The following is a 19,476-nucleotide window of genomic DNA, read 5'->3' as shown; positions in this document are numbered from 1 at the left end:
CCTACTCCAGGGGAATCGTCAGCTGATCGATCACCGCACGTGTGTCGGGCCGCACCCCGCGCCACCAGGCAAACGCCTCGGCGGCCTGCTCCACCAGCATGCCGACGCCATCGGCCAGGCGCGCCTGGCCCTGCTCGCGGGCCAGGCGCAGGAAAGGCGTGAGGCCTTTGCCATAGGCCAGCTCGTAGGCCAAGGCCGCCTCGCCCAGCACATCGGCCGGCAGTGGCGGCAAGTCAGCGGTCAGGCTCGCCGAGGTGGCGTTGACCACGATGTCGAACGATTGACCTTCCAGCGCTTCGTAGCGGCTGATGCGCAGACGCGGGTGATCGAGCTCGTTACGCAGCGCCAGCGCCTTGGCCATGTCCCGGTTGGCGATCACCAGCTCGCGAGGCCCCGCCTGCAGGAACGGCAGCAACGCCCCGCGCACCGCGCCGCCAGCACCCAGCAGCAGCACACGGCGGTTGCGCAGCGGCTCGCCAAGGTTCCGCTCGATGTCCCGCAGCAAACCGATGCCATCGAAGTTCTCGGCGACGATGCGGCCATCCTCGAACTTCAGCGCATTGGCCGCCCGTGCCAATTGCGCCCGCTCGCTGCGCCGGTCAGCCAGCTCGAAGGCACGCAGCTTGAACGGGGCAGTGATGTTCATGCCCTTCCCGCCTTCGCTACAAAACTGCAGTACCTGGGCTTCGAAGTCGTCCAGCGAGCCCTCGATAGCCCCGTATTCGAGCCGCTGGTTGCTGGCCTGGGCGAACAGGCCATGAATCAGCGGGGACTTGGTGTGATTGATCGGTCGGCCGATCACTGCGTAGCGGTCGCTCATCGTGCATCTCCGTGGGTAAACAACACGCCATCCGCCTGCAAGGCAGTGATTTCTTCAGTACTGAAGCCAAGCCCGGCGGCCACTTCGGCGTTGTGCTGGCCAAGGTCCGGGGCTACTTGGTGAATCGTGGTGTCGCAGTCGGAAAAGCGGAACGGCAGGTTGGCCAGGCGCAGCGTGCCGTAGCGTGGGTGCTGTTGCTCGATGACCATGTTGCGTGCCTGGATCTGCGGGTCGGCCAGCACCTCGTCGATGCGTTGGACCTTGGCACTGGGGATGTCGATGCCATCGAGCAACGCCAGGATCTCGGCCACCCGGCGCGCGCCAACCCAGTCGCGGACCACCGCCAGGATCGCCTCGCGATTGGCGTTGCGGCCGTTGAGGCTGTGGTAGCGGCAGTCGCTGCCGAACCCGGGCGGGCCGCCGTTAGCTTCGAGCATGGCCGCGAAGCGCTGCCAGGCATCGTCGACCTGGGCGGCGATCACCAGGTCGCCGTCGGTGGCGCGGAACACGCCGTACAGGGTCGAAGTGGGCATGTCGTGGCCGGTCTGCTGGGGCAACACAGTGCCACCGGACAGCGTGTAACACTGCACCGCGTATTCGTGCATCGACACCAGGGTGTCGTACAGCGCCATGTCGATGTGCTGGCCACGGCCACTGCTCACCCGGCCGAGCAGCGCGGCATTGATCGCCGCCACCGCGTGGATGCCGGTGTACATGTCGCCCAGGGAAATACGCAGCAGCGGCGGTGCCTCGCCCGGTACACCAACCATCTGCATGATCCCGCTCTTGGCTTCGGCGATCAGGCCGAAGCCGGCGCGGTGGGCGTCCGGCCCGGTATGGCCGTAGGCGGAAATCGAGCAGTACACCAGGCGCGGGTTGCGCGCCGACAGCTCGGCGTAGCCCAGGCCCAGCTTGTCCAGGGCGCCGGGGCGGTAGTTCTCGATGAACACGTCGGCCGAATCGGTCAGGCGCTGCATGAACGCCTTGCCGCGCGGGTCCTTCATGTTGACGCTGACGCCCTGCTTGCCCATGTTCAGCTGCAGGAAATAACCGCTCTGCTGGTCGTCCAGGGTGAACGCATGCTGGCGGCCAGCGTCGCCGCTACCCGGCCGCTCGACCTTGATCACCTCTGCGCCGAGCGCCGCCAGGCAACGGCCGACATAGGGGCCGGCGAGGAAGTGGCTGTAGTCAATGACGCGGATACCCGCCAATGGCAATGCCTGGCTCATGCTGCTACCCTGCGCGGCACCATCAACCGGTGCTCGCCACGTTGCACGACTTCACCGTGCTGGTTGATCAGCTCCGAAGGCAGCACCACGATGCCCCAGCCAGGCCGGCTGTTGCTCGGGCGCATCGCCCCCACCCGCATGCGCACGTGGAGCACGTCGTTGACCTTGATCGGCAGCACGAAGTCCCAGGTCCAACCCAGCGACATGCCCGGCACGAAGCGGTACTCGCACTGGGTCTTCAGGCCGTCGGCGATCGACAGCCCGAACAGGCCGTGGGCGACCAGGCAGCCAAAATGGCTGGCGTTGGCGTAGGCCTCATCGACATGCACCGGGGTGTGGTCGCCGGTGAGGTCGGCGTAGGCCAGGATGCGTTCGCGGGTCACGGTGTAGGTCGGGCTGATGCACTCATCGCCTTCGCGGGCATCGTCCCAGTACTTTTCAATCACGCTCATGCCTGCACCTCCGCGCGCGGGTCGATGGCCAGTGCCTGGGCTACGCATTTGGCCGGCAGCGCCTGGATGAACTCCACCGCCAGGCCATCAGGCAGGCGCAGCCAGTTGCGGCCCTGGGGCATTTCGCTGACGCCAAAGCGCTGGGCGGCGGCCAGTGCCGCTTCCAGGTCTTCGCACATGATGCCCAGGTGCGCCAGGCGCCCTTCCGGGCCAGCGAAGTCCGGCTGGTGAATGAACTGCAGGCCGCCGAGTGTCCAGTACTGCGCCGGTTGCTCGACGTCACCCTGCACTTCACGCATGGTCATGCCGCACACCTCGCTGAAAAAGCGGATATGCCACTGAATGTCCTGCACCCAGAACGCCACGTGTTCGAGGTAGGCTTTTGGCTGGCTCATGGAGTTTCTCCCTTCTGGTGATCGGCCATGGCGCGCTCGATACCCTTGATGCAGGCCACCAGGGTCGCGTTGACCGGCGTGGCCACGCCATGGCGCTGGCCCCAGCGCACGACGGAGCCGTTGATGAAGTCGATTTCGGTGATCGAGTTTTTTTCCAGGCTCTGCAGCATCGAGGTGCGGAAGCTCGCCGGCAGGCCTTCGGCGGCCAGTGACCAGGCAGCCTCGGGGCTGGTCAGGCTCAAGCGGATGCCGGCGCGCTCGGCCACGGCGATGGCCTCGGCCACGGCGGCCTTGGCGGTGCTTTCCAGCAGCGGCTCGCTGTACAGCTGGCCGTAGCTGAGCATGGTGATGCCGCTCAACGCACCGGTGGCGACGTTGACCAGCAGCTTGTCCCACATGGTGCCGAGGATGTTGTCGCTGACCGTGGTGGCCAGCCCGGCATTGTTGAACGCTTCGGCGATGGCCTGCGCGCGGGGCGTCAGCTGGCCGTCGAGCTCACCGATGAAGGTCTGTTTGCCGGCCACACCGGCGCGGATCGAGCCCGGCGCGAGGAGCACGCCGCCGACATAGGTCTTGCCAGCCAGCACCCGCTCGCGACCCACCACTTCGGCCAGGATGTCCTCGTGGCCGAGCCCGTTCTGCAGCGACAGCACCAGCGTCTGCGGGCCTATCAGCGCGAGGGCACCGGCGATGGCCTCGGCAGTGTGAAACGACTTCACCAGCACCACCACCAAATCGGTCACGCCAACGTCTTCGGCTTCGATGGCTGCGTTGACCGGTACATAGCGCTCGCCCCGTTCGTCCTGCACCCGCAGCCCATGCTGGTTCATCGCCTCGACGTGCGCGCGGCCGCGGTTCAGCAGCCAGGTTTCATGCCCTGCCTCGCTCAGGGCCGCGCCAATGGCGCAACCCAGTGCACCGGCGCCCAGAATGCAGATTTTCACGTCGCAGACCTCCTGTGATTTGCGATCACCTTATGCAGCAGGGTTTATTTGCGCTATACAATGGCCTCAATACAGCTATTGAGATTTTCAATAATGACTCGCCTGGAGGCCCTGCCCGAACCCAAGCTGCTGCAGCTGTTCGACGTGCTGTACCAATGCCGCAGCGTGACCCGTGCCGCCGAACAGCTGGGGCAGAGCCAGCCGACCATCAGCATCTGGCTGGCGCGCCTGCGCGAGCAATTGAACGACCCGCTGTTCGTGCGCACGCCGGGCGGCATGGCCCCTACCCCGCGCGCCGATCAGCTGATAGGGCCGTGCCGCGAGGTGCTGGAATCGCTGCGCCGGCTGACCGCCTGGGAGCCGCAGTTCATCGCCGCCACAGCGCAGCGGCGTTTTCGCCTGTGTGTCAGCGATGCCAGCCACATCACCTTGCTGCCCAGCATCCTCAACCATCTGCGCAGCCATGCGCCGGGTATCCGCCTGGAGGCGGCGCGGATCGACGGCAATACCGAGAGCGCGCTGGAATCGGGTGAAGCGGACCTGGCCATCGGCTTCGTGCCCTGGCTGGGCGGGGGGATGTATCAGCAGGTGCTGTTCGAGCAGGACTGGGTGTGCCTGAGCAACCCGCAGCATCCGCGCCTGGGCAATGGCATGAGCCTGGAGCGGTATCGGGCCGAGGGGCATGTGCAGATCAGTTTCGGCACCGGGCAGAAGCTGCTGGAAGCGGGATTGGCGCGGGCCGGGATCGAACGGCGGATCATGCTCGAGCTGCCAGCGTTTCTCGGGTTGGGGAAGATAATCGGGACTACCGACCTACTGGGCACCTTGCCGCGGCATATCGGGCAGACACTGGCCGATATGCATGGGCTACAGGTCCATGACTGCCCGTTCGAAGTGGAGGGATTCACGGTCAAACAGCATTGGCATGCCCGCTATCATCAGGACAATGGAAATCGATGGTTGAGGGAAGTCGTTCGCGGATTGTTTCAATAAGCCCGCCAAGCATGATCCCGTTTCGGCTTAGATAACAGGTCTGATTTAGGCCATCTGCTCTGGCCGCACGCCTATCTTCGCGAAGGATGGGCTTGGGTCGTAAATTGGCATTCACGACCGGCCGCTCTCGGCCCAGACTGTGTGAAAACGCTTGGCGCGATCCGACTGGTAAGAAAACGACCAGAATTTCGCGCTCCTGCGCGAAATCTGGGTTAGCTGAATAACCAATCCATTTCAGATTTCACGTACGCTCGCGCTCTTCAGAGAACCGCTTGGGTTTTCACACAGCCTGGACCCGAAGCGTACGTAGTCAACCCTGATAATTTGCCGCTTGGCGAGCGACACCTTCACTTATGGAAGAGCAAGCTCTTTTACCCTAATGCGGCGGCGAATGCTTCTGGCGTGGGGCTCTCCTGCCATTGTGCGATAGCTCCCGGCAGCACCAGCCATGGCTGCTTGCGCCGAGTCCAGATATGCGCAACCGGCTCGAAGCGCTCAGCCCCTTCCAGGATGCCGGCCCGTACCACTCGCATGCCGGGTACTGCCGTCGTCTCGTTGAACAGCCGGGTATGACATGTACCGCAGGCATGTTGGGTAGACGTTTGACCTTGGTGTTCATGCTCAAAGATCGCCGTTTCGCCAGACACCTGAACAGCCGAAGCCGCGCTCAGCATGTGCAGACCAAACGCACTGCCGCTCCAGCGCTGGCAGTTCAAACAGTGGCAGGCATACAGCGGCGGCAATTGCCGCGCCACGATCTCAAGGGTGACTTGCCCACATCGGCACTGACCGGTGATTCTCATGCGTTAGTTCCTTACAATGACGCCCGGAAAAATGTGGGCGAATGATCGCTTTTCACAGGCTCGGGCAGAAGATCAAATTAGGAGCAACTGTTGGCCAAGAATGTATGAGCGGTATTGAATGGGAAAGCCAGCGTGTATTTCTCGCCGTGTTGCGCTCTGGTAGCCTGAGCGGCGCCGCGAAGCTGCTGGGTATCGCCCAGGCCACTGCGCGCCGGCGCCTCGACTGTCTTGAACACGCTCTCGGTGTGAGTCTGTTCACCCGCACACCTCAAGGACTGACGCCTACTGCCGGAGCGCAGCGCCTGATCGAACATGTGGAGGCCATGGATCTGGCCGCGCAAACCTTCAACCGCATGGCCAGCTCTGAAGCGTCGATGGATCACGGTACAGTCCGGCTTGCCTGTGGCGAGTTGCTTGGCGTCGAAGTATTGCCCGACCTGCTGCGCCCTTTCCATTACGAATACGTCGGACTCAAACTTGAGCTGAGCATAAGCGATGCCCTTGAAGACATCGCCAGGCTGCAATCGGATATTGCGGTGCGGCTGATGCGGCCCAATGAAGCGGATATCACGGTGCGGCGTGTCGGCAGTTTGCAGATTGGCATCCATGCCAGTGCCGGGTGCCTGGAGCGCTACGGTAATCCAGCCTCCCTGCTGTCGCTGCGCCAGCGACCGCTGATCGGGCCAGACAGACGCTCAGCGGATTTGCGTCGGTTTATCGACTCTGGTCTGTGCGATGCCGACCAGCATTTCGCCATTGCCTCTGATCATCACCTTGCTCAGCTGGCCGCTCTGAGAGCGGGCTTAGGCTTCGGACTCTGCCCGACGCAAATCGCAAAATCGCACGGCCTGGTACATGTGCTACCACACGATTTTGGATTTGAGGTTGAGGTGTGGATCGCAATGCACAATGACCTGCGCAAAATTAACAGGATCGCTCAGGCGTTCGAGGTTCTTGGAGAGCAGTTACATCAGTATCTATGCTTGGCCGATCAGTGAGCAGCGTAGGCCGTAGCATCCACTGCTTTGTCTAAACGGCTGCAATGGGTCGGTTAGCGCCTCTGGGCCGAGTTGGCCATCCTTGCCCTCCCTCAGATGGAGGACAAGCCATGAAAGCTATTACAACCAACAGACGTCAGCCTTGGAACAAAGGGAAACTGGTCGGGCAGAAAGCCCCGCTTCGACTGAAAGATATCTGGGCCATTCGGGTGAGGCTTCAAATCGCGCAAGACACTCGTGATTTAGCTCTCTTCGATTTGGCCATCGACAGCAAGCTGCGAGCCTGCGATCTGACCAAGCTTCGCGTACGCGACGTTGCTCATGGGGAGCACGTGTCATCACGAGCAATGGTGATGCAGCAGAAAACCCAGCGCCCCGTACAGTTTGAGATTACAGAGCAAACGCGGCTGGCCCTTGAGGCGTGGATACATCAAGCTCGTCTCCATAGCGAGGATTGCCTTTTTCCAAGCCGGCTACACGCCTCAGTGCATCTCTCCACTCGGCAGTACGCCCGAATCGTCAAAGCGTGGATAACGGCTATTGGCCTTGACCCGGCAATGTACGGTACCCACACGATGAGACGTACGAAGGCATCATTGATCTATCGCAGGAAAAAAAACTGAGGGCAGTTCAACTCCTGCTCGGCCATACGAAGCTTGAAAGCACGGTGCGATACCTAGGTATTGAAGTCGTTGACGCATTGGAGGTGGCGGAGCAGACGGAGGCCTGAGAGGCCTACAGCGGCGGTCGAGTTATGACCGTCGCTGTCCGACCCATAGCGGACGTTGCGAAGAGAGGCCGCACCGAGAGGCACGCGTAACTTCAGCGTGTCACTGCCAGCACCGCTCGTATTTCTTGAACTACCAGCTTTTCGACGCCTGCCTCATCCGCCCGAATCGAGTGAACTGCACAGCATGCGGCGGAGTTACCAACGGAACATCGATAGACCGCGATAACACTGCCTGGCCCCAATCCGGTATGCCCAGCCAACATCAGATCATCCTCGATTCCGCCTCGCATCATGCCGAGCGCGTAACCAGGCGCCAACCAAGGCCGACCTGTCATTGGGCCACCCAGTACTCGCGTCGTCTGCATTTCCCGAAGCAGATTGTCCGGTAGGAGATCTCCAGCAAGCACGCCATCTAGGAGCCAGGCAGCTTGTGAAACAGGGCCAATCAGCAATCCGTGATATACCCAGCCGGGGTCGTAACTCAACGACCTGTCCAGGTACTTCCCATTCAGATCAGCACGTTCCGTTGCCAAGCGAACCGTCGATATGTCGAGCGGCCTCAGTACTTGCTGCTTGAGAGCGTCTGCGAGCGACAGATCGGCAGCACGCTCGATGATCTGGGCTACCAGCATGAAACCAACATTCGAATAATGCCAACCCGTACCAGGGCTGTATCGGAGTCGGTGCCCATCCAGGCGCTCCATCATTTCGCCTACGGGCCATGCAGACTCATGATTGGCTACGGCGGCGTGATACTCGGGAAGTTCGCCATAGTCCGCCAGGCCCGCCTCGTGACGCAGAAGTTGGCGCAAAGTGAAATCACCCTCGGGAAGCGAAGCATCCAAGTCGAGCCTACCGTCGCGCACTAACGTCAGGGCTGTCGCGGCTAACACCGTTTTCGTGAAACTCCACCAGGGTACGAGAGGTTCGTCCTGCAGGGGTGGCGTTATCAATCGGCCGTCGATAAGGGTAGAGATCAGCATCGAGTACTCGGGCGAGAATGACAGTTGAGTCTGGAGATTGGGCGACAACATACCCTATTACCACCGCGCCCCCCTTCAATCTGATATCTTTTGATTCGAGGTCTCCACGCGAACGCTCACTGGCGGCCGTTTACTACCTTCCACGAACAGCCGCCATGGGTCGATAGCGCGGCCAGTGGTGACCGGCTGCTTTCGACCAGCCGTTCAATGATCGTGCTGGGGCCCCTCATCTCTCCAATGGCCGGACGCTCTCAGTGTTTCGCATAAAAATACCAGTGCTCGCTGGAAGACTGGGTGACAGTCGGTGTAGGGCAGGTTGTCGAGCGAAGCCCAGAAAAAATCGAAGCGGTGGCCGTGATCATCCAGCGTCTGATGAACCCAAGATTCGGGCAGTTCGCGCCCTGCGCGACAAAGGTGAAACGACCACACCTGATGTTGGTGATCAGCCTTCCAGCAACCTAGATCGCTGCCGATCACTGCGTCAACAATTCCGGTCTCCTCTGCCAGCTCACGCAATGCAGCCACGCTGGGTGTTTCTCCATTCTCGATAGTGCCCTTCACCAGTTGCGTGCCTGCCAAAGGGTGCCTGAAGAGAAGAATCTTGGTAGGTAGCGAATACGAGAGCACCACAGGACAGACTTTGTCGGGGGTCATCGCAATCTCCCTATGCGACATAAATGGCGATTCATGTTACGCCTTTGCTTTGAGGGGCAGGAAGCCGAATCATTGAGGCCAGCACCGTATCTTGGATTTACTTTTATCCAATACTTACCCTTCGCGAAAGGTTGCTTCGAGTCGCTGGCTGCCGGTCGCAAATAGCCTTTATCGATCAAACGCTGCCGCACACCAAACTGTTCAAGCAAGACGCTCATAGATCAAATAACCCTGCGCACCCACACCTGTGCATGAAAAACCCGCTTTCTGGTACATCAACCTTGCAGGGTTGTCTGGCCGCACACTCAACCGTAATCGAGTGAATTTCTGACATGCGGCATCGCACATGTACGCTTTCAGCAGCTTAGCGCCAACGCCGCTGCGACGAGAGCCCGGGGTTACGTGGATGGTACAAAGCTCTGCGTAGACACCCTCTGGAATCCACAGTGAATATCCAGCGAACACATCGTTGATGACAGCGACTGTGAGATGGTCGAAGTTCTCTACCCACCGCGTCAGATGCCGCTCAAGATCACGACGCCAGAAAGCTTCATGCACTGGCTCCCAAGAACGGATATAGCTCTCCTCGCCGCGGTAAATGGCCGGTAGATCGGTCACGCAAGCTTTTCTTAGTCGTAGCGCCATTCCATCGGTCTCTGCTTTCTATGCTCTGCTGATCCACGCCTGCTACCACTGGCTGACGCTCATTCAACCAATTGAAGCCATGGCCAGCGAGCCTGATAGCTGGCAGCTTTCGCTTTAAATAAATCTGGGCGTGGATTCAACTCGTTCATCCTGAGCCAGTTGTTCGAGAGATCGTTCAAGCCATGGGTGCTATAGAGCTTACCAGTACCGGCATCAACGCCTAGACAGGTCGATCGAATGAGATAGCGGTCGATACCATCCGTTACCTTTTCCAACGGTGGGTAGGCCCCGCCAAATTTCTCTTCGTACCACAAATGCACGCGGGCCTGATTGCGGATCTCGACGTTGATGCCTAAATGAGAGAACGCCTGCTGAACCTTAGCTATGACTCGATCTTCCGCCTCCCATGACAAGTCTGCGTCGAAGTAGGCGATGTCATAATCCTTGATGCCCCACTCGACAGGTTCTCCCGAGCGATGATTCCAGAGCGTCTGGAACAACGCCCCTGCGACCAACATGGAATTCGGAATTTCGAGTGTTGGTAGCGTCTCCAACAGCGCCCGGTTTATCGGGTTCTGATGGACGATCTCTAATAGCTGCTCATTGCTAAGGGAACACATGTATGCCGTCCTTGGTGTCGTCGCAGAAAGCCGAGCTTACCTGCCGACAGTGTGACCAGTGAAGACACCGGTACAACTCGATTGCCGCTATCCACCAAGAGCAGCATTGAGTCGGCAGCGCCAGCCCACGACCGTCCGCTTTCGACCCATAGCTGCCCTTCCTGAAGGGCAGCCCCAGACACTAGACCTTCGGCAATTGGCTTTGCGGTTGACCGACACTGAAAGGTTTTTTCTTGGCTAAGTTGAGTTACCGAGTCACAGTGGAAAAATGGCGCTGTTGATCCTGGCAGCCCATTTTTTTCACCACAAATTGCACCTCATAGCGAGAGTACTCCCCATTGGGAATACCGCTGGGACGCGGCCCTTTGTCGACTGCCTTGCTGTAGTCCAGCACCGCATCGCATGAAATCACTTGGGGGATCACCGTGTTCAATCCTTGGGATTGCTTGCGCAACGCCGCTTCAAACTGCGGGTCGTCCAGCAGGACCTCTGTTCGTTCTGGTACGGTCACCAAGGATGCATATTGGCCGAGGGCTACCCCCATGAACTGCACACGGATGGTGATCTTGCCGTTGCGGTCTAACTGCGGATACCCCGCAAAGCGCACATTGAATTGACTGGCCGCCTCCAGCTGGCTGGTGGTTCGAGCAACAATTTTGGCCCAGTAAGTGTTGGGCGGGTTGTAGGGGTCGTAAGCAGGCGCCCCTTTGTCGTAGGGTTTTCCTGCCATTCGCAGCTTCTCTTGTTGTAGGAAGTAGCTCGAGCGGCAAGTGTTGCTAATCGCTGCACCCAAAGGCTGGCCAGACTTCGCGCTGTAGAGCATAGCGGCGGCGCAGTCGTAGTCGAATTGACCATTGAGGTACAGGTACGTGCCGTTGCCGAGAGGATTCAGGGTGTAGTTGAGATCCAATCCAGATCCTGATCCTCCATTTGCCCGGCCAGGCACGGCACCACTATTGCTACAGAGCTTACGCAGATATCCGCTTTTGGCCTTTGCCGAAATGAGATTGCGTCAATACTTTCCTTGTCATTGGCTTTATGCATTCGCCCGGTCGACTTGCAGGCGATTGCGGCCCGCTTGCTTGGCGATATAAAGCGCCCGGTCGGCGCGTTCAATTAGCGATGGCGGGCTGTCGAGGGTCGTCCCATCGCAGCAGGCGATGCCGATACTGGCGGTCACATGCCCGAAAGGGCTGCCTTCGTGAGGGACAGGTTGCAAGGTCAGGCGCTCATGCATCAGCCGGGCAACGACAGCCGCTCCGTCGATGTCGGTATCGGGCAGGATCACGGCCATTTCCTCCCCCCCGTAGCGCGCCAGCAGGTCGCGAGGGCGGCGGATGCAGGAAGAGAGCAGGTAAGCCATCTGCTGCAGGCAGGCGTCGCCAGCCGGATGCCCATAGGTGTCGTTGTAGCGTTTGAAGTGGTCGATGTCGATCATCAGCAAAGCCAGCGGGGTCCCGTTTCGATGGGCCATGCGGATCTCCTGGGTCAGCGCTTCGTCAAAGCAGCGCCTGTTGGCAAGCCCCGTCAGCGCATCGTGCATCGCCAGGCTTTCGAGCTGTTGGTTGCTCTCAAGCAACTGCTGTTGGGTCAGTCGAAGCTCGTTTTCGACCGCACTTCGCCGGCTCATGGCTCGAATCAGCAGCCAGCCAATGGTTCCGGTCAGTGCCAGCAGCGCAGCGACCACCAGCGACGACAGCAGCGCCTCGAGCCGCCAGGCTGCAAGTGCTTCCTGCTTGCCCAGCGCGACCGTTGTCACCAGGGGGAGCTTGTCACTCTTGCGAAACGCATAGAGCCGTTCTACGCCGTCCAGGCTGGAGGTGAATGAAGCGGTGCCGGCTGACTGGTCGATGAGGTATTTGGCGAAGATTGGCGACTTCGAAAAGTTGCGCCCCATGTCCTGTTCCCGAAACGGATAGCGCACCAGCAGGGAGCCGTCGGTAAAGGTCAGCCCGATGGCACCGTCATGGCCAACGTCCAGCTTGCCGAACAGCTGCAGGAAGTTTTCCACGCCAAGTGTCATGGCAACAACGCCGGCGAACTCACCGCGGTCATCGTTGAATCGCCGGCTGATGGTGATCACCCATTCCTGGGTGACCCGGCTACGGATTGGCAGGCCGATGAAGGGGTCGCGGGACGGCTCGTCACGGTGGTGGATGAAAAAGGCCCGGTCGCTGCTGTTGGCGCTGACGGGGGTTGGACGGTTGGACGACATGAGCCAGCGCCCATCCTTGGCATAGATGGTGATGCCGCTCATTGGCGGCATCAATGGTTGCTGACGCTTGACCAACTGACCCAGCCGTTCGATCTGCGCAGGTCCGGCGCCCTCGGTTTCCAGGCGCTCGACCAGGCCGAGCAGCAACATCGAGCTCTGTCGGACGATACCTTCCGAATAGGTAGACAGTGCCTGGGTTAGGTTCAGGCCATGGACATTGATGTCTTCCAAGGCGCGCTCGCGAGAGGCCATGACCTTCCACAGCGTTAGCGAGGCGAGAGAAAAACCTATGACCGATAGCAGTAGCACAACAAGGTGGATGTCACGCTTCACGTCAATTCACACGCCTTTTTCCCTAAAGACCACGCTGAGCGCCGACACGCTGTCAGTAACCAAACGGTCAGGATGTAACTATCTGGTCCATGCCCCAAAATATAGCACACCTAAATTATTGGAATGTCCGACAGATTTACTCATGTCGAAGCGCTGAGCTTGAAGCCAGCGCCAATGCCAACGGACTGACTATTTCTGACCTTCCTGTGAATTTGCATGGCTCGACGCTGTCGCTTGTTTATTCGCAACTATTTCTCATTTACACTTGCGTCTTGTTTTCCGAGCCTACCTTTTTTCAGGATGCATCGTGTCGCTCGATCCCGCCAAACCGACGCTGCTGTCTACATTGGTACGTCACTATGACGACCTGGTGGACCACATTCGCCGACGCTTCGGCGACAGAAGCCTGGCCCGCGATGTCGTGCATGACGTGTGTGTGCAGTTGCTTGAGCGCGGTGAGAAAGAAAACGTTCGGACCCCGCTAGCGTTGCTACGGAAAATCTCCAACGACACCGCCGTGAGTCGCTATCGTAGCGATCGCCGCCGAGGCGCCTGGGTAGAGGCAGTTTCCGAGCTCCCGGAGGTAGCCTGCCCGGCAGCCACGCCGATGAGCCGGTATGATAGCGAGCGCGAGTTTCAACTGCTCGTGAGCGCTATCGCCGGCCTCCCACCTCGCTGCCAGGCCGTTTTTGTCATGCATAAAGTTCACGAAATTCCCCAGGCAGAAGTAGCCGCTCGTCTCGGTATTTCCATCAAGACAGTGGAAAAGCACCTCCGCCTGGGGTTGGCGACGTGCAGGCAACGGCTTGGGCGCGATGAGGTGCATCCATGACCAAGCAGCCCGAACAGGCGCCACTGGACGAAGCGCTGGGGCGACATCGCGAAGAGCTCAAGCATCTGTTCCCCCTGCCACCGACCAGGCCGGCCCCCTCGAAAGCGGTGAAGTCGGCAGGTATCACACTAGCAGTTGCGATCGCTTTTGCAGCCCTGGCCTGGTTGAACCCGGCCTACAAGAGCGAGCGTTTCGCTACCGCCATGGGTGAGCGGCGCGCTGTGCTGCTGAGCGATGGAAGCAAACTGCTGCTCGACAGTGGCACGCATGTCGATATCAGCTGGCGCCTGCTCAGCCGCGAAGTCGACCTGCGCAGTGGGCAGGCCCTTTTCGATGTGTCCTCGGCCGTGTACCGCCCCTTCGTAGTATCTGCTGGCCTGGCGAAAGTCGAGGTGCTCGGTACGCTGTTCAATGTTCGCCGCCTGGATAACGAGGCGGTTCGTGTCACCCTGGCCCGTGGGCGAGTGGACGTCGCCGTGGCAACTGCCGCGCAAGCGCCTGTCACCCTCAGGCCAGGGCAACAGGTCGACTCGATTGGCGGGCAACTGATGCCAGTGGCGAAGGTCGACGCCTCCAAGGCGATGGCCTGGAAAGATGATCGCATCGTGTTCGAGCAGACGCCGCTGGATGAAGCGGTGTCGTTGTTGCGTCACTATCGCAAGGCATCCATTGAGCTAAGCGACCCAAGCTTGGCTGCACTCAAGGTGACAGGGGTCTTCGAGACGCACCATGTCGACCTGCTGCTGGATCTGTTACCGAGCATCCTGCCCGTCGCCGTGTTGAAACAAGAGGATGGCAGCGTCCGGATTCAACGTAAATCGACAAGAAAATAATAATCAAGCGCAGGTAGGGTTTCTCGATTCCCATGGCGGCTATTGAAAAAAGCCCAGCCAATAAAAGGAACTCGAGAAGTGCATTTTCCCCTCCGCAGTCGCCAACTACGCCTGTCATTGCTTGCCAGTAGCCTGCTCATCGCAATGTCGGCCCAGGGCCGGGAACGGGTGAACGTGGATCTCCCTGCCGCGCCGCTTGGGGAGGCCATCAACGCCCTTGCTCAGCAGTCTTCGGTACAGATCATCTTTGCCAGCGAGCTCGGTGCAGGCCGAAACGCGCCCGCGGTGAAGGGGCGGTTCACACCTGAGGAAGCACTTCAAACGCTGCTCAAGGACAGTGGCTTGCAAGTACAGGCCAAGGATGAGCGCACCTTCGTCATCATCGCGCAAGGCACCCCTGCACCCAGTTCCGAAACCCGAAGCGTACCCGTGGAAATGGCGCAGATGGAAATCACGGCCTCGCGCACCAGCAGTAGCCTGGTGTCCGCGACGCGGCAGTCCACTGTTCTCGAGCATGAACAACTGCAGGAGCTGCGCCAGGGTTCAGAGAGCCTGGCCACGGTACTGGCCAAGGTGATTCCGGGCATGTCCGACTCCAGCCGCACCGTCACCGAGTACGGCCAGACCCTGCGTGGGCGCAGCATGTTGGTCATGGTCGACGGGGTGCCGCTCAATACCAACCGCGACTCTTCGCGCAACCTGGCCAACATCGACCCGGCGCTGATCGAACGGGTCGAAGTCATTCGTGGCAGCAGCGCTATATACGGCAGCGGTGCCACGGGGGGCATCATCGCCATCACTACACGACCTGCTGGCGGTGAAAACCGTGCCGAAACCAGCCTGAGCGCCACCTCGCCACTTACCCGCCTGGGCAGCGATGGCCTGGGGGGCCAGTTCCAGCAGTATTTTGCAGGCTCTCAGGGCGCGGTGGACTACTCGTTCGACTTCGGTACCCGCCACATCGGTGCCTCGTACGATGCGCACGGCGACCGGATCGCTCCGGAACCCAGTCAGGGCGACCTGTTCGATTCGAACATCTACAACATTGGCGGCAAGCTGGGGCTGCACATTGACGAGAACCAGCGAATCCAGCTCGCCATCAGCCATTACGATGCACGCCAGGACACCGACTACGCTACAGACCCCAGCGTCGCGAAACTCCCCGCAGGCTCGGTGCCGGCCAATGCGATCAAGGGCCTGGATCTCGACGAACAGAACCGCATTCGCAACACCCTGCTGAACCTGGAGTACGAGAACCTCGACATTCTCGGCAGCCGACTTTCTGCCCAGATGTATTACCGGGACTACTTCACCCGGTTCACGCCGTTCGACGCCCGGGCCGTTGCAACCCGCGGCGGCAACGTAGACCAGATCATGCAGAACAGCGAAGTGTTCGGCAGCCGCCTGACCCTGCGCACGCCACTTGGCGACAGCGGCAGTACCGAGCTGGTGTGGGGTGGCGACTATAACCAGGAGCGCAGTGACATGCCGCTCGACGTCTTCGACCCTGCGGCTTATGACGCCAGTGGCGGCCTGGTCTTCGACAAGACCGGCAAGCTCACCTACATGCCCCCGCTCAAGACCCGAAGCGCCGGTGCGTTCGCGCAGCTTCAGCATCGCTTCGATGAGCACTGGTCGGTCGACGGCGGCCTGCGCTACGAATACTCCACCGCCGAATTCGATGACTTCGTCCCTTTGTCCGAATCCAGGGCTGCCTCCCCTGTGGCAGTGAAGGGTGGGGACATTCATTACGATGCGGTGCTGTCGAACCTGGGCATTGTCTACTCACCGGTACTCGGCCAGGAAATCTACGCCTCCTTCAGCCAGGGCTTCCAGTTGCCCGACGTGGGCATTCAGTTGCGCAATGCGCGCCGTGGCTTCGACATCGGCGCATCGAACCTGGAACCGGTCAAAACCAATAACTATGAGCTTGGCTGGCGAGGAGAGCTAGGTAGCAACACCCTCGGCACCCTGGCGCTGTTCTACACCACCTCCAAACTGGGGGACGTGCAAAGTTTCAACAATGGCTTGATTCTGACCCGCACAAAGGAGCGTATCTACGGTGCTGAAGCCAGTGCCGATTGGCTATCGGACGATGCGGTGTGGGGCGCAGGGGGGAGTGCTACCTGGATGCGCGGGCGAGAAAAGCCGGACGGCAAAGGTTGGCAAGACATGACCGGCTATCGTGTTCCCCCCCTGAAGCTGACTGCCTACGTTCAGTACAAGCCGAGCCTGGATTGGAGCAACCGCTTGCAAGCCACGTTCTTCGACGCCAAGGACTACAGGCTCGACGGTGTGGACAGCTTTGGTCGGCATCAGGTAAGTACCTATACGACAGTAGACGTGGTCAGCCAGTACCAGATCTCTGCCGACGACAAGGTAAGCGTCGGCATCCAGAACTTGTTCAATCGCGCCTATTACCCGCTCTACAGCCAATTGCTGCGCAATAACAACAACACCAGCCATTTGCCGGCGCCAGGCACTGTGTTGACTGCCAGTTATACGCACAATTGGTAAGGTGGTGAAAAACCACCAGGCCGATTACGAGCCTGGTGGTCATTGTTTCCTGGGTGGCGGATTCGATCATTCGTACACAATCACGCGTTCACAGTGGCCGCTGATATCGTTCAGCCGCGTGGGTTTGTCGAATGTCAGACATCAGCCCTTGACGCGCACCTTCCAGCGCATCCCAGCGCTCGGCAACATGAAGTGGCGGGATGGTTACCAACTCGCGACGATCGAAACCGACAAGTGCAGCATCGACCAGCTCACCGACCTCCATCACCTCCGGGAGTGTGTTGACGTCAATGCCGGCACGCGCCCAGATCTCGGTACGGGTCGCTGCCGGCAGCACGGCTTGCACGTAGACGCCCTTGGGTGACAGCTCCTGACTCAGCCCCTGTGACAGAAACAGCACGAAGGCTTTGGTAGCGCCGTAGATGGACATGCCGAACTCGGGCGCAAAACCCACCACTGAACCCACGTTGACGATCGCACCAGTGCCCGACTGCGCTAGGCGCGGCGCGATCGCAGCAGCGAGCCGCGTCAGCGCGGTGGTGTTGAGCGTGACAAGGCGCTCAATAGCTTCAGCGGACTGGTCCAGGAAACCACCCGATTGGGCCATACCCGCGTTGTTGATCAACACGCCGATATTGGCGTCGTCGCGCAGCCGACTTTCAAGCACGGACAGGTCTGCCGAGCTGGTCAGGTCGGCTGGCAGCACCTCAACGGCCACATGGCTTTCCTCGCGCAAGCGTAATGCAAGCGCCTCCATGCGCGTTGTGTCGCGCGCCACAAGGATGAGATCGTGGCCACGACGGGCGAAGCGCTCGGCGTAGGTGGCGCCAATGCCGCTGGAGGCGCCGGTAATGAGTACGGTCGGACGTGTGGTCATGGAAGTTACCTTTATGTCGATGGTTGTGTGAGAAATACGGCGGCAGTCACATCTTGATTACGACCTTGCCCTTGGAACGCCCTTGAGCAAGGTACTCAAGCGCACCCTTTGCGTCCTCGAACGGAAATACCCGGTCGATCACCGGCCGAATTCGCTGGGTGTCCAGAAGCTTGCCGATTTCGGCGAGTTGGGCACCGTCGGGCTGCACGAAAAGAAACGAGTATTGGACATTCCGCCTCTTTGCCAGGCGCATGATCTTGCGGCTCATCAGGCCGAACACGAAGGTCAGGAGGAGGTTCAGGCGTTTGGCCCGGGCGAACGCAGCATCCAGTGGGCCAATGAGCGAGACAATCTGGCTTCCGGGTCTGAGGATGGACATGGATTTTTCAATCGCATCCCCCCTTACGGTGCCGAGCACCGCGTCGTAGTCGCGCAGCACGGTCTCGAAATCCTGCGTCTTGTAGTCCACAACCTCGTCCGCCCCCAGAGCGCGCACCAGGTCAACGTTGCCTGTACTGGTTGTGGTGCCCACCTTTGCACCGAGGTGTTTGGCCAACTGGATTGCGAACGTACCGATACCACCCGACCCGGCAGGAATGAACACCTTCTGCCCGGCCTGAAGCTTGAGGCGCTCTTTCAGCGCTTGCCATGAGGTGAGGCCGACCATCGGGATCGACGCCGCCTGCTCGAAGCTCAGATTGGCCGGTTTCAGCGCGGCGGCGCTTTCCGGCACAACCGCGAATTCCGCAATCGCCCCTGTGCCAAGATCGAAGATGCTGGCGAAGACAGCATCGCCTGGCTTGAAGCGGGTCACATTGCTACCCACCTCGGTCACGATGCCGGCCAGATCGCTGCCCAGGGTGGCTGGCAGCTGGAAATGCAATACAGGCTTGAACATCCCCGTTGGAATCATGTTGTCGATCGGGTTCAGGCCAGCAGCGTGGACTTGCACCAGTAATTCGTCAGCCTTTGGCGTGGGGCGGGGAACGTCGGCCAACCCGATGTCGGGTGACTTGCCGTAGCGCTTGAAGGTCAGTGCTTGCATGGTTCGGCTATTCATCATTGGTTTTTGCGGGTGGATGGCTTGTCATCGAGGTGTTACTATCGATTTGATACAGACAATACTACCCTTTCGCAGGCAGGTCACTATCAAAATAGTATGGACGTGAAAAATAGTTGCGATAACCCGTGCCCGATCGCCCGCAGCCTGGCAGTTGCCGGTGATGCCTGGAGCATATTGATCCTGCGTGATGCCCATGCCGGCCTTTCTCGCTTTGACCAATTCAGGAAAAGCCTGGGTATTGCACCGACAATGCTGACCCGCCGGCTGGCGACACTGACGGAGGAAGGATTACTGGAGAAGCGGCGTTATTCGGAGCACCCGCCTAGGGAGGAGTACCTGCTGACCGCTGCGGGTCGCGATTTTCTGCCTGTGCTGTTCATGATTGGTGCATGGGGCCAGCAATACCGAGGCGGTGGTAAGCTGACTCGCTTCTTCGATGCGCAAACAGGCACAGAAATCAAAGCTGTCGCCGTGGACGAGATTACGGGGGCGAAGATCGGCACGCGCCCCCTGCGTATTGTCACACCTGAGGAAAATTGA

The 19,476-nt window shown here is 59.9% G+C and carries 20 protein-coding genes and 1 pseudogene; 7 read left to right on the top strand and 14 right to left on the bottom strand.

The genetic code is table 11. The annotated features are described in order from the left end of the window. Window position 1: 1 nt before the first annotated feature. The 5 genes from aroE to QYE47_RS11040 are packed head-to-tail and all read right to left on the bottom strand — an operon-like array spanning window position 2 to window position 3,840. Entirely contained in the window at window positions 2-820 is an 819-nt protein-coding gene (gene aroE / locus QYE47_RS11060) for a shikimate dehydrogenase (protein ID WP_070383905.1), read from the bottom strand. After that, window positions 817-2,049 carry a CaiB/BaiF CoA-transferase family protein gene (locus tag QYE47_RS11055; protein WP_070383904.1) on the bottom strand — a complete coding sequence of 411 codons (1,233 nt, stop codon included), beginning with the start codon at window positions 2,047-2,049 and terminating at the stop codon, window positions 817-819. Before QYE47_RS11055 ends, aroE begins: the two co-directional genes overlap by 4 nt. Beyond that, window positions 2,046-2,501: a MaoC family dehydratase gene (locus QYE47_RS11050; protein WP_019438492.1), complete on the bottom strand. Its 456-nt coding sequence runs from the start codon at window positions 2,499-2,501 to the stop codon at window positions 2,046-2,048. Before QYE47_RS11050 ends, QYE47_RS11055 begins: the two co-directional genes overlap by 4 nt. Then, a complete protein-coding gene (locus tag QYE47_RS11045) occupies window positions 2,498-2,896 on the bottom strand; it encodes a VOC family protein (RefSeq protein ID WP_010953899.1) in 399 nt (132 codons plus the stop codon). Before QYE47_RS11045 ends, QYE47_RS11050 begins: the two co-directional genes overlap by 4 nt. Next, window positions 2,893-3,840, bottom strand: a complete 948-nt coding sequence (locus QYE47_RS11040; RefSeq protein WP_014591109.1) for a ketopantoate reductase family protein — start codon at window positions 3,838-3,840, stop codon at window positions 2,893-2,895. Before QYE47_RS11040 ends, QYE47_RS11045 begins: the two co-directional genes overlap by 4 nt. Before the next feature lie 93 nt (window positions 3,841-3,933). On the opposite strand from QYE47_RS11040, the gene QYE47_RS11035 reads away from it, so the two are divergent. Beyond that, window positions 3,934-4,833, top strand: a complete 900-nt coding sequence (locus QYE47_RS11035) for a LysR family transcriptional regulator (protein WP_070383903.1) — start codon at window positions 3,934-3,936, stop codon at window positions 4,831-4,833. A gap of 371 nt (window positions 4,834-5,204) precedes the next feature. Here the strand turns inward: QYE47_RS11035 and QYE47_RS11030 are convergent, their stop codons facing one another. Further along, complete coding sequence (locus QYE47_RS11030; protein WP_014591111.1) at window positions 5,205-5,636, bottom strand: GFA family protein; 432 nt, start codon at window positions 5,634-5,636, stop codon at window positions 5,205-5,207. A 41-nt stretch (window positions 5,637-5,677) separates the two neighbouring features. On the opposite strand from QYE47_RS11030, the gene QYE47_RS11025 reads away from it, so the two are divergent. Beyond that, window positions 5,678-6,634, top strand: a complete 957-nt coding sequence (locus QYE47_RS11025) for a LysR family transcriptional regulator (protein WP_019438495.1) — start codon at window positions 5,678-5,680, stop codon at window positions 6,632-6,634. Between the two features lie 110 nt (window positions 6,635-6,744). Next, window positions 6,745-7,364 (top strand): annotated as a pseudogene (locus tag QYE47_RS11020) (tyrosine-type recombinase/integrase). A 92-nt stretch (window positions 7,365-7,456) separates the two neighbouring features. On the opposite strand, the gene QYE47_RS11015 reads toward QYE47_RS11020, so the two are convergent. The 6 genes from QYE47_RS11015 to QYE47_RS10990 form a co-directional block, all read right to left on the bottom strand. After that, on the bottom strand, window positions 7,457-8,347 hold the full coding sequence (locus tag QYE47_RS11015; RefSeq protein WP_033724968.1) for a serine hydrolase: 891 nt from the start codon (window positions 8,345-8,347) through the stop codon (window positions 7,457-7,459). Window positions 8,348-8,551: 204 nt separating this feature from the next. Next, complete coding sequence (locus QYE47_RS11010; protein ID WP_033724970.1) at window positions 8,552-9,001, bottom strand: NUDIX domain-containing protein; 450 nt, start codon at window positions 8,999-9,001, stop codon at window positions 8,552-8,554. Between the two features lie 201 nt (window positions 9,002-9,202). Continuing rightward, window positions 9,203-9,619 carry a GNAT family N-acetyltransferase gene (locus tag QYE47_RS11005; protein ID WP_230678082.1) on the bottom strand — a complete coding sequence of 139 codons (417 nt, stop codon included), beginning with the start codon at window positions 9,617-9,619 and terminating at the stop codon, window positions 9,203-9,205. A gap of 86 nt (window positions 9,620-9,705) precedes the next feature. Then, on the bottom strand, window positions 9,706-10,266 hold the full coding sequence (locus QYE47_RS11000) for a nucleotidyltransferase family protein (protein ID WP_070383902.1): 561 nt from the start codon (window positions 10,264-10,266) through the stop codon (window positions 9,706-9,708). Window positions 10,267-10,513: 247 nt separating this feature from the next. Beyond that, window positions 10,514-11,176, bottom strand: coding sequence for a hypothetical protein (locus QYE47_RS10995; RefSeq protein ID WP_070383901.1), 663 nt, complete (start codon window positions 11,174-11,176; stop codon window positions 10,514-10,516). 126 nt (window positions 11,177-11,302) lie between these two features. Further along, window positions 11,303-12,814: a diguanylate cyclase gene (locus tag QYE47_RS10990; RefSeq protein ID WP_081343605.1), complete on the bottom strand. Its 1,512-nt coding sequence runs from the start codon at window positions 12,812-12,814 to the stop codon at window positions 11,303-11,305. 307 nt (window positions 12,815-13,121) lie between these two features. Between QYE47_RS10990 and QYE47_RS10985 the strand changes: the two genes are divergently transcribed. The 3 genes from QYE47_RS10985 (at window position 13,122) to QYE47_RS10975 (ending at window position 16,996) form a co-directional block, all read left to right on the top strand. Next, the gene (locus QYE47_RS10985) at window positions 13,122-13,646 is read left to right on the top strand and encodes an RNA polymerase sigma factor (RefSeq protein ID WP_014591115.1); all 525 of its coding nucleotides are present in this window, start codon (window positions 13,122-13,124) and stop codon (window positions 13,644-13,646) included. After that, window positions 13,643-14,479, top strand: a complete 837-nt coding sequence (locus QYE47_RS10980) for a FecR family protein (protein WP_014591116.1) — start codon at window positions 13,643-13,645, stop codon at window positions 14,477-14,479. The genes QYE47_RS10985 and QYE47_RS10980 overlap by 4 nt, the downstream gene beginning before the upstream one ends. Window positions 14,480-14,557: 78 nt before the next feature. Beyond that, on the top strand, window positions 14,558-16,996 hold the full coding sequence (locus QYE47_RS10975; protein ID WP_070383899.1) for a TonB-dependent receptor: 2,439 nt from the start codon (window positions 14,558-14,560) through the stop codon (window positions 16,994-16,996). A gap of 88 nt (window positions 16,997-17,084) precedes the next feature. Here QYE47_RS10975 and QYE47_RS10970 read toward each other — a convergent pair whose 3' ends face one another. Both QYE47_RS10970 and QYE47_RS10965 read right to left on the bottom strand, forming a co-directional pair. Then, entirely contained in the window at window positions 17,085-17,873 is a 789-nt protein-coding gene (locus tag QYE47_RS10970; RefSeq protein WP_070383898.1) for an SDR family oxidoreductase, read from the bottom strand. Between the two features lie 46 nt (window positions 17,874-17,919). Then, complete coding sequence (locus QYE47_RS10965; RefSeq protein ID WP_110160112.1) at window positions 17,920-18,918, bottom strand: NADP-dependent oxidoreductase; 999 nt, start codon at window positions 18,916-18,918, stop codon at window positions 17,920-17,922. Between QYE47_RS10965 and QYE47_RS10960 the strand changes: the two genes are divergently transcribed. Continuing rightward, the gene (locus tag QYE47_RS10960) at window positions 18,913-19,476 is read left to right on the top strand and encodes a helix-turn-helix domain-containing protein (protein WP_023389941.1); all 564 of its coding nucleotides are present in this window, start codon (window positions 18,913-18,915) and stop codon (window positions 19,474-19,476) included. The two genes, QYE47_RS10965 and QYE47_RS10960, sit on opposite strands and share 6 nt — an antisense overlap.

The sequence above is a fragment of the Pseudomonas sp. 2,4-D genome, assembly GCF_030418155.1.
Classification (GTDB): domain Bacteria; phylum Pseudomonadota; class Gammaproteobacteria; order Pseudomonadales; family Pseudomonadaceae; genus Aquipseudomonas; species Aquipseudomonas alloputida.
Note: the sequence above shows the minus strand (reverse complement) of the source record. Positions and strands in the feature narration are given on the sequence as shown.

Bases quoted from the DNA above. Each gene is read 5' to 3' on its own strand.
- aroE (WP_070383905.1), bottom strand. From the start codon at position 820: ATGAGCGACCGCTACGCAGTGATCGGCCGACCGATCAATCACACCAAG.
- QYE47_RS11055 (WP_070383904.1), bottom strand. From the start codon at position 2,049: ATGAGCCAGGCATTGCCATTGGCGGGTATCCGCGTCATTGACTACAGC.
- QYE47_RS11050 (WP_019438492.1), bottom strand. From the start codon at position 2,501: ATGAGCGTGATTGAAAAGTACTGGGACGATGCCCGCGAAGGCGATGAG.
- QYE47_RS11045 (WP_010953899.1), bottom strand. From the start codon at position 2,896: ATGAGCCAGCCAAAAGCCTACCTCGAACACGTGGCGTTCTGGGTGCAG.
- QYE47_RS11035 (WP_070383903.1), top strand. From the start codon at position 3,934: ATGACTCGCCTGGAGGCCCTGCCCGAACCCAAGCTGCTGCAGCTGTTC.
- QYE47_RS11030 (WP_014591111.1), bottom strand. From the start codon at position 5,636: ATGAGAATCACCGGTCAGTGCCGATGTGGGCAAGTCACCCTTGAGATC.
- QYE47_RS11025 (WP_019438495.1), top strand. From the start codon at position 5,678: ATGATCGCTTTTCACAGGCTCGGGCAGAAGATCAAATTAGGAGCAACT.
- QYE47_RS11015 (WP_033724968.1), bottom strand. From the start codon at position 8,347: ATGCTGATCTCTACCCTTATCGACGGCCGATTGATAACGCCACCCCTG.
- QYE47_RS11010 (WP_033724970.1), bottom strand. From the start codon at position 9,001: ATGACCCCCGACAAAGTCTGTCCTGTGGTGCTCTCGTATTCGCTACCT.
- QYE47_RS11000 (WP_070383902.1), bottom strand. From the start codon at position 10,266: ATGTGTTCCCTTAGCAATGAGCAGCTATTAGAGATCGTCCATCAGAAC.
- QYE47_RS10980 (WP_014591116.1), top strand. From the start codon at position 13,643: ATGACCAAGCAGCCCGAACAGGCGCCACTGGACGAAGCGCTGGGGCGA.
- QYE47_RS10970 (WP_070383898.1), bottom strand. From the start codon at position 17,873: ATGACCACACGTCCGACCGTACTCATTACCGGCGCCTCCAGCGGCATT.
- QYE47_RS10965 (WP_110160112.1), bottom strand. From the start codon at position 18,918: ATGCAAGCACTGACCTTCAAGCGCTACGGCAAGTCACCCGACATCGGG.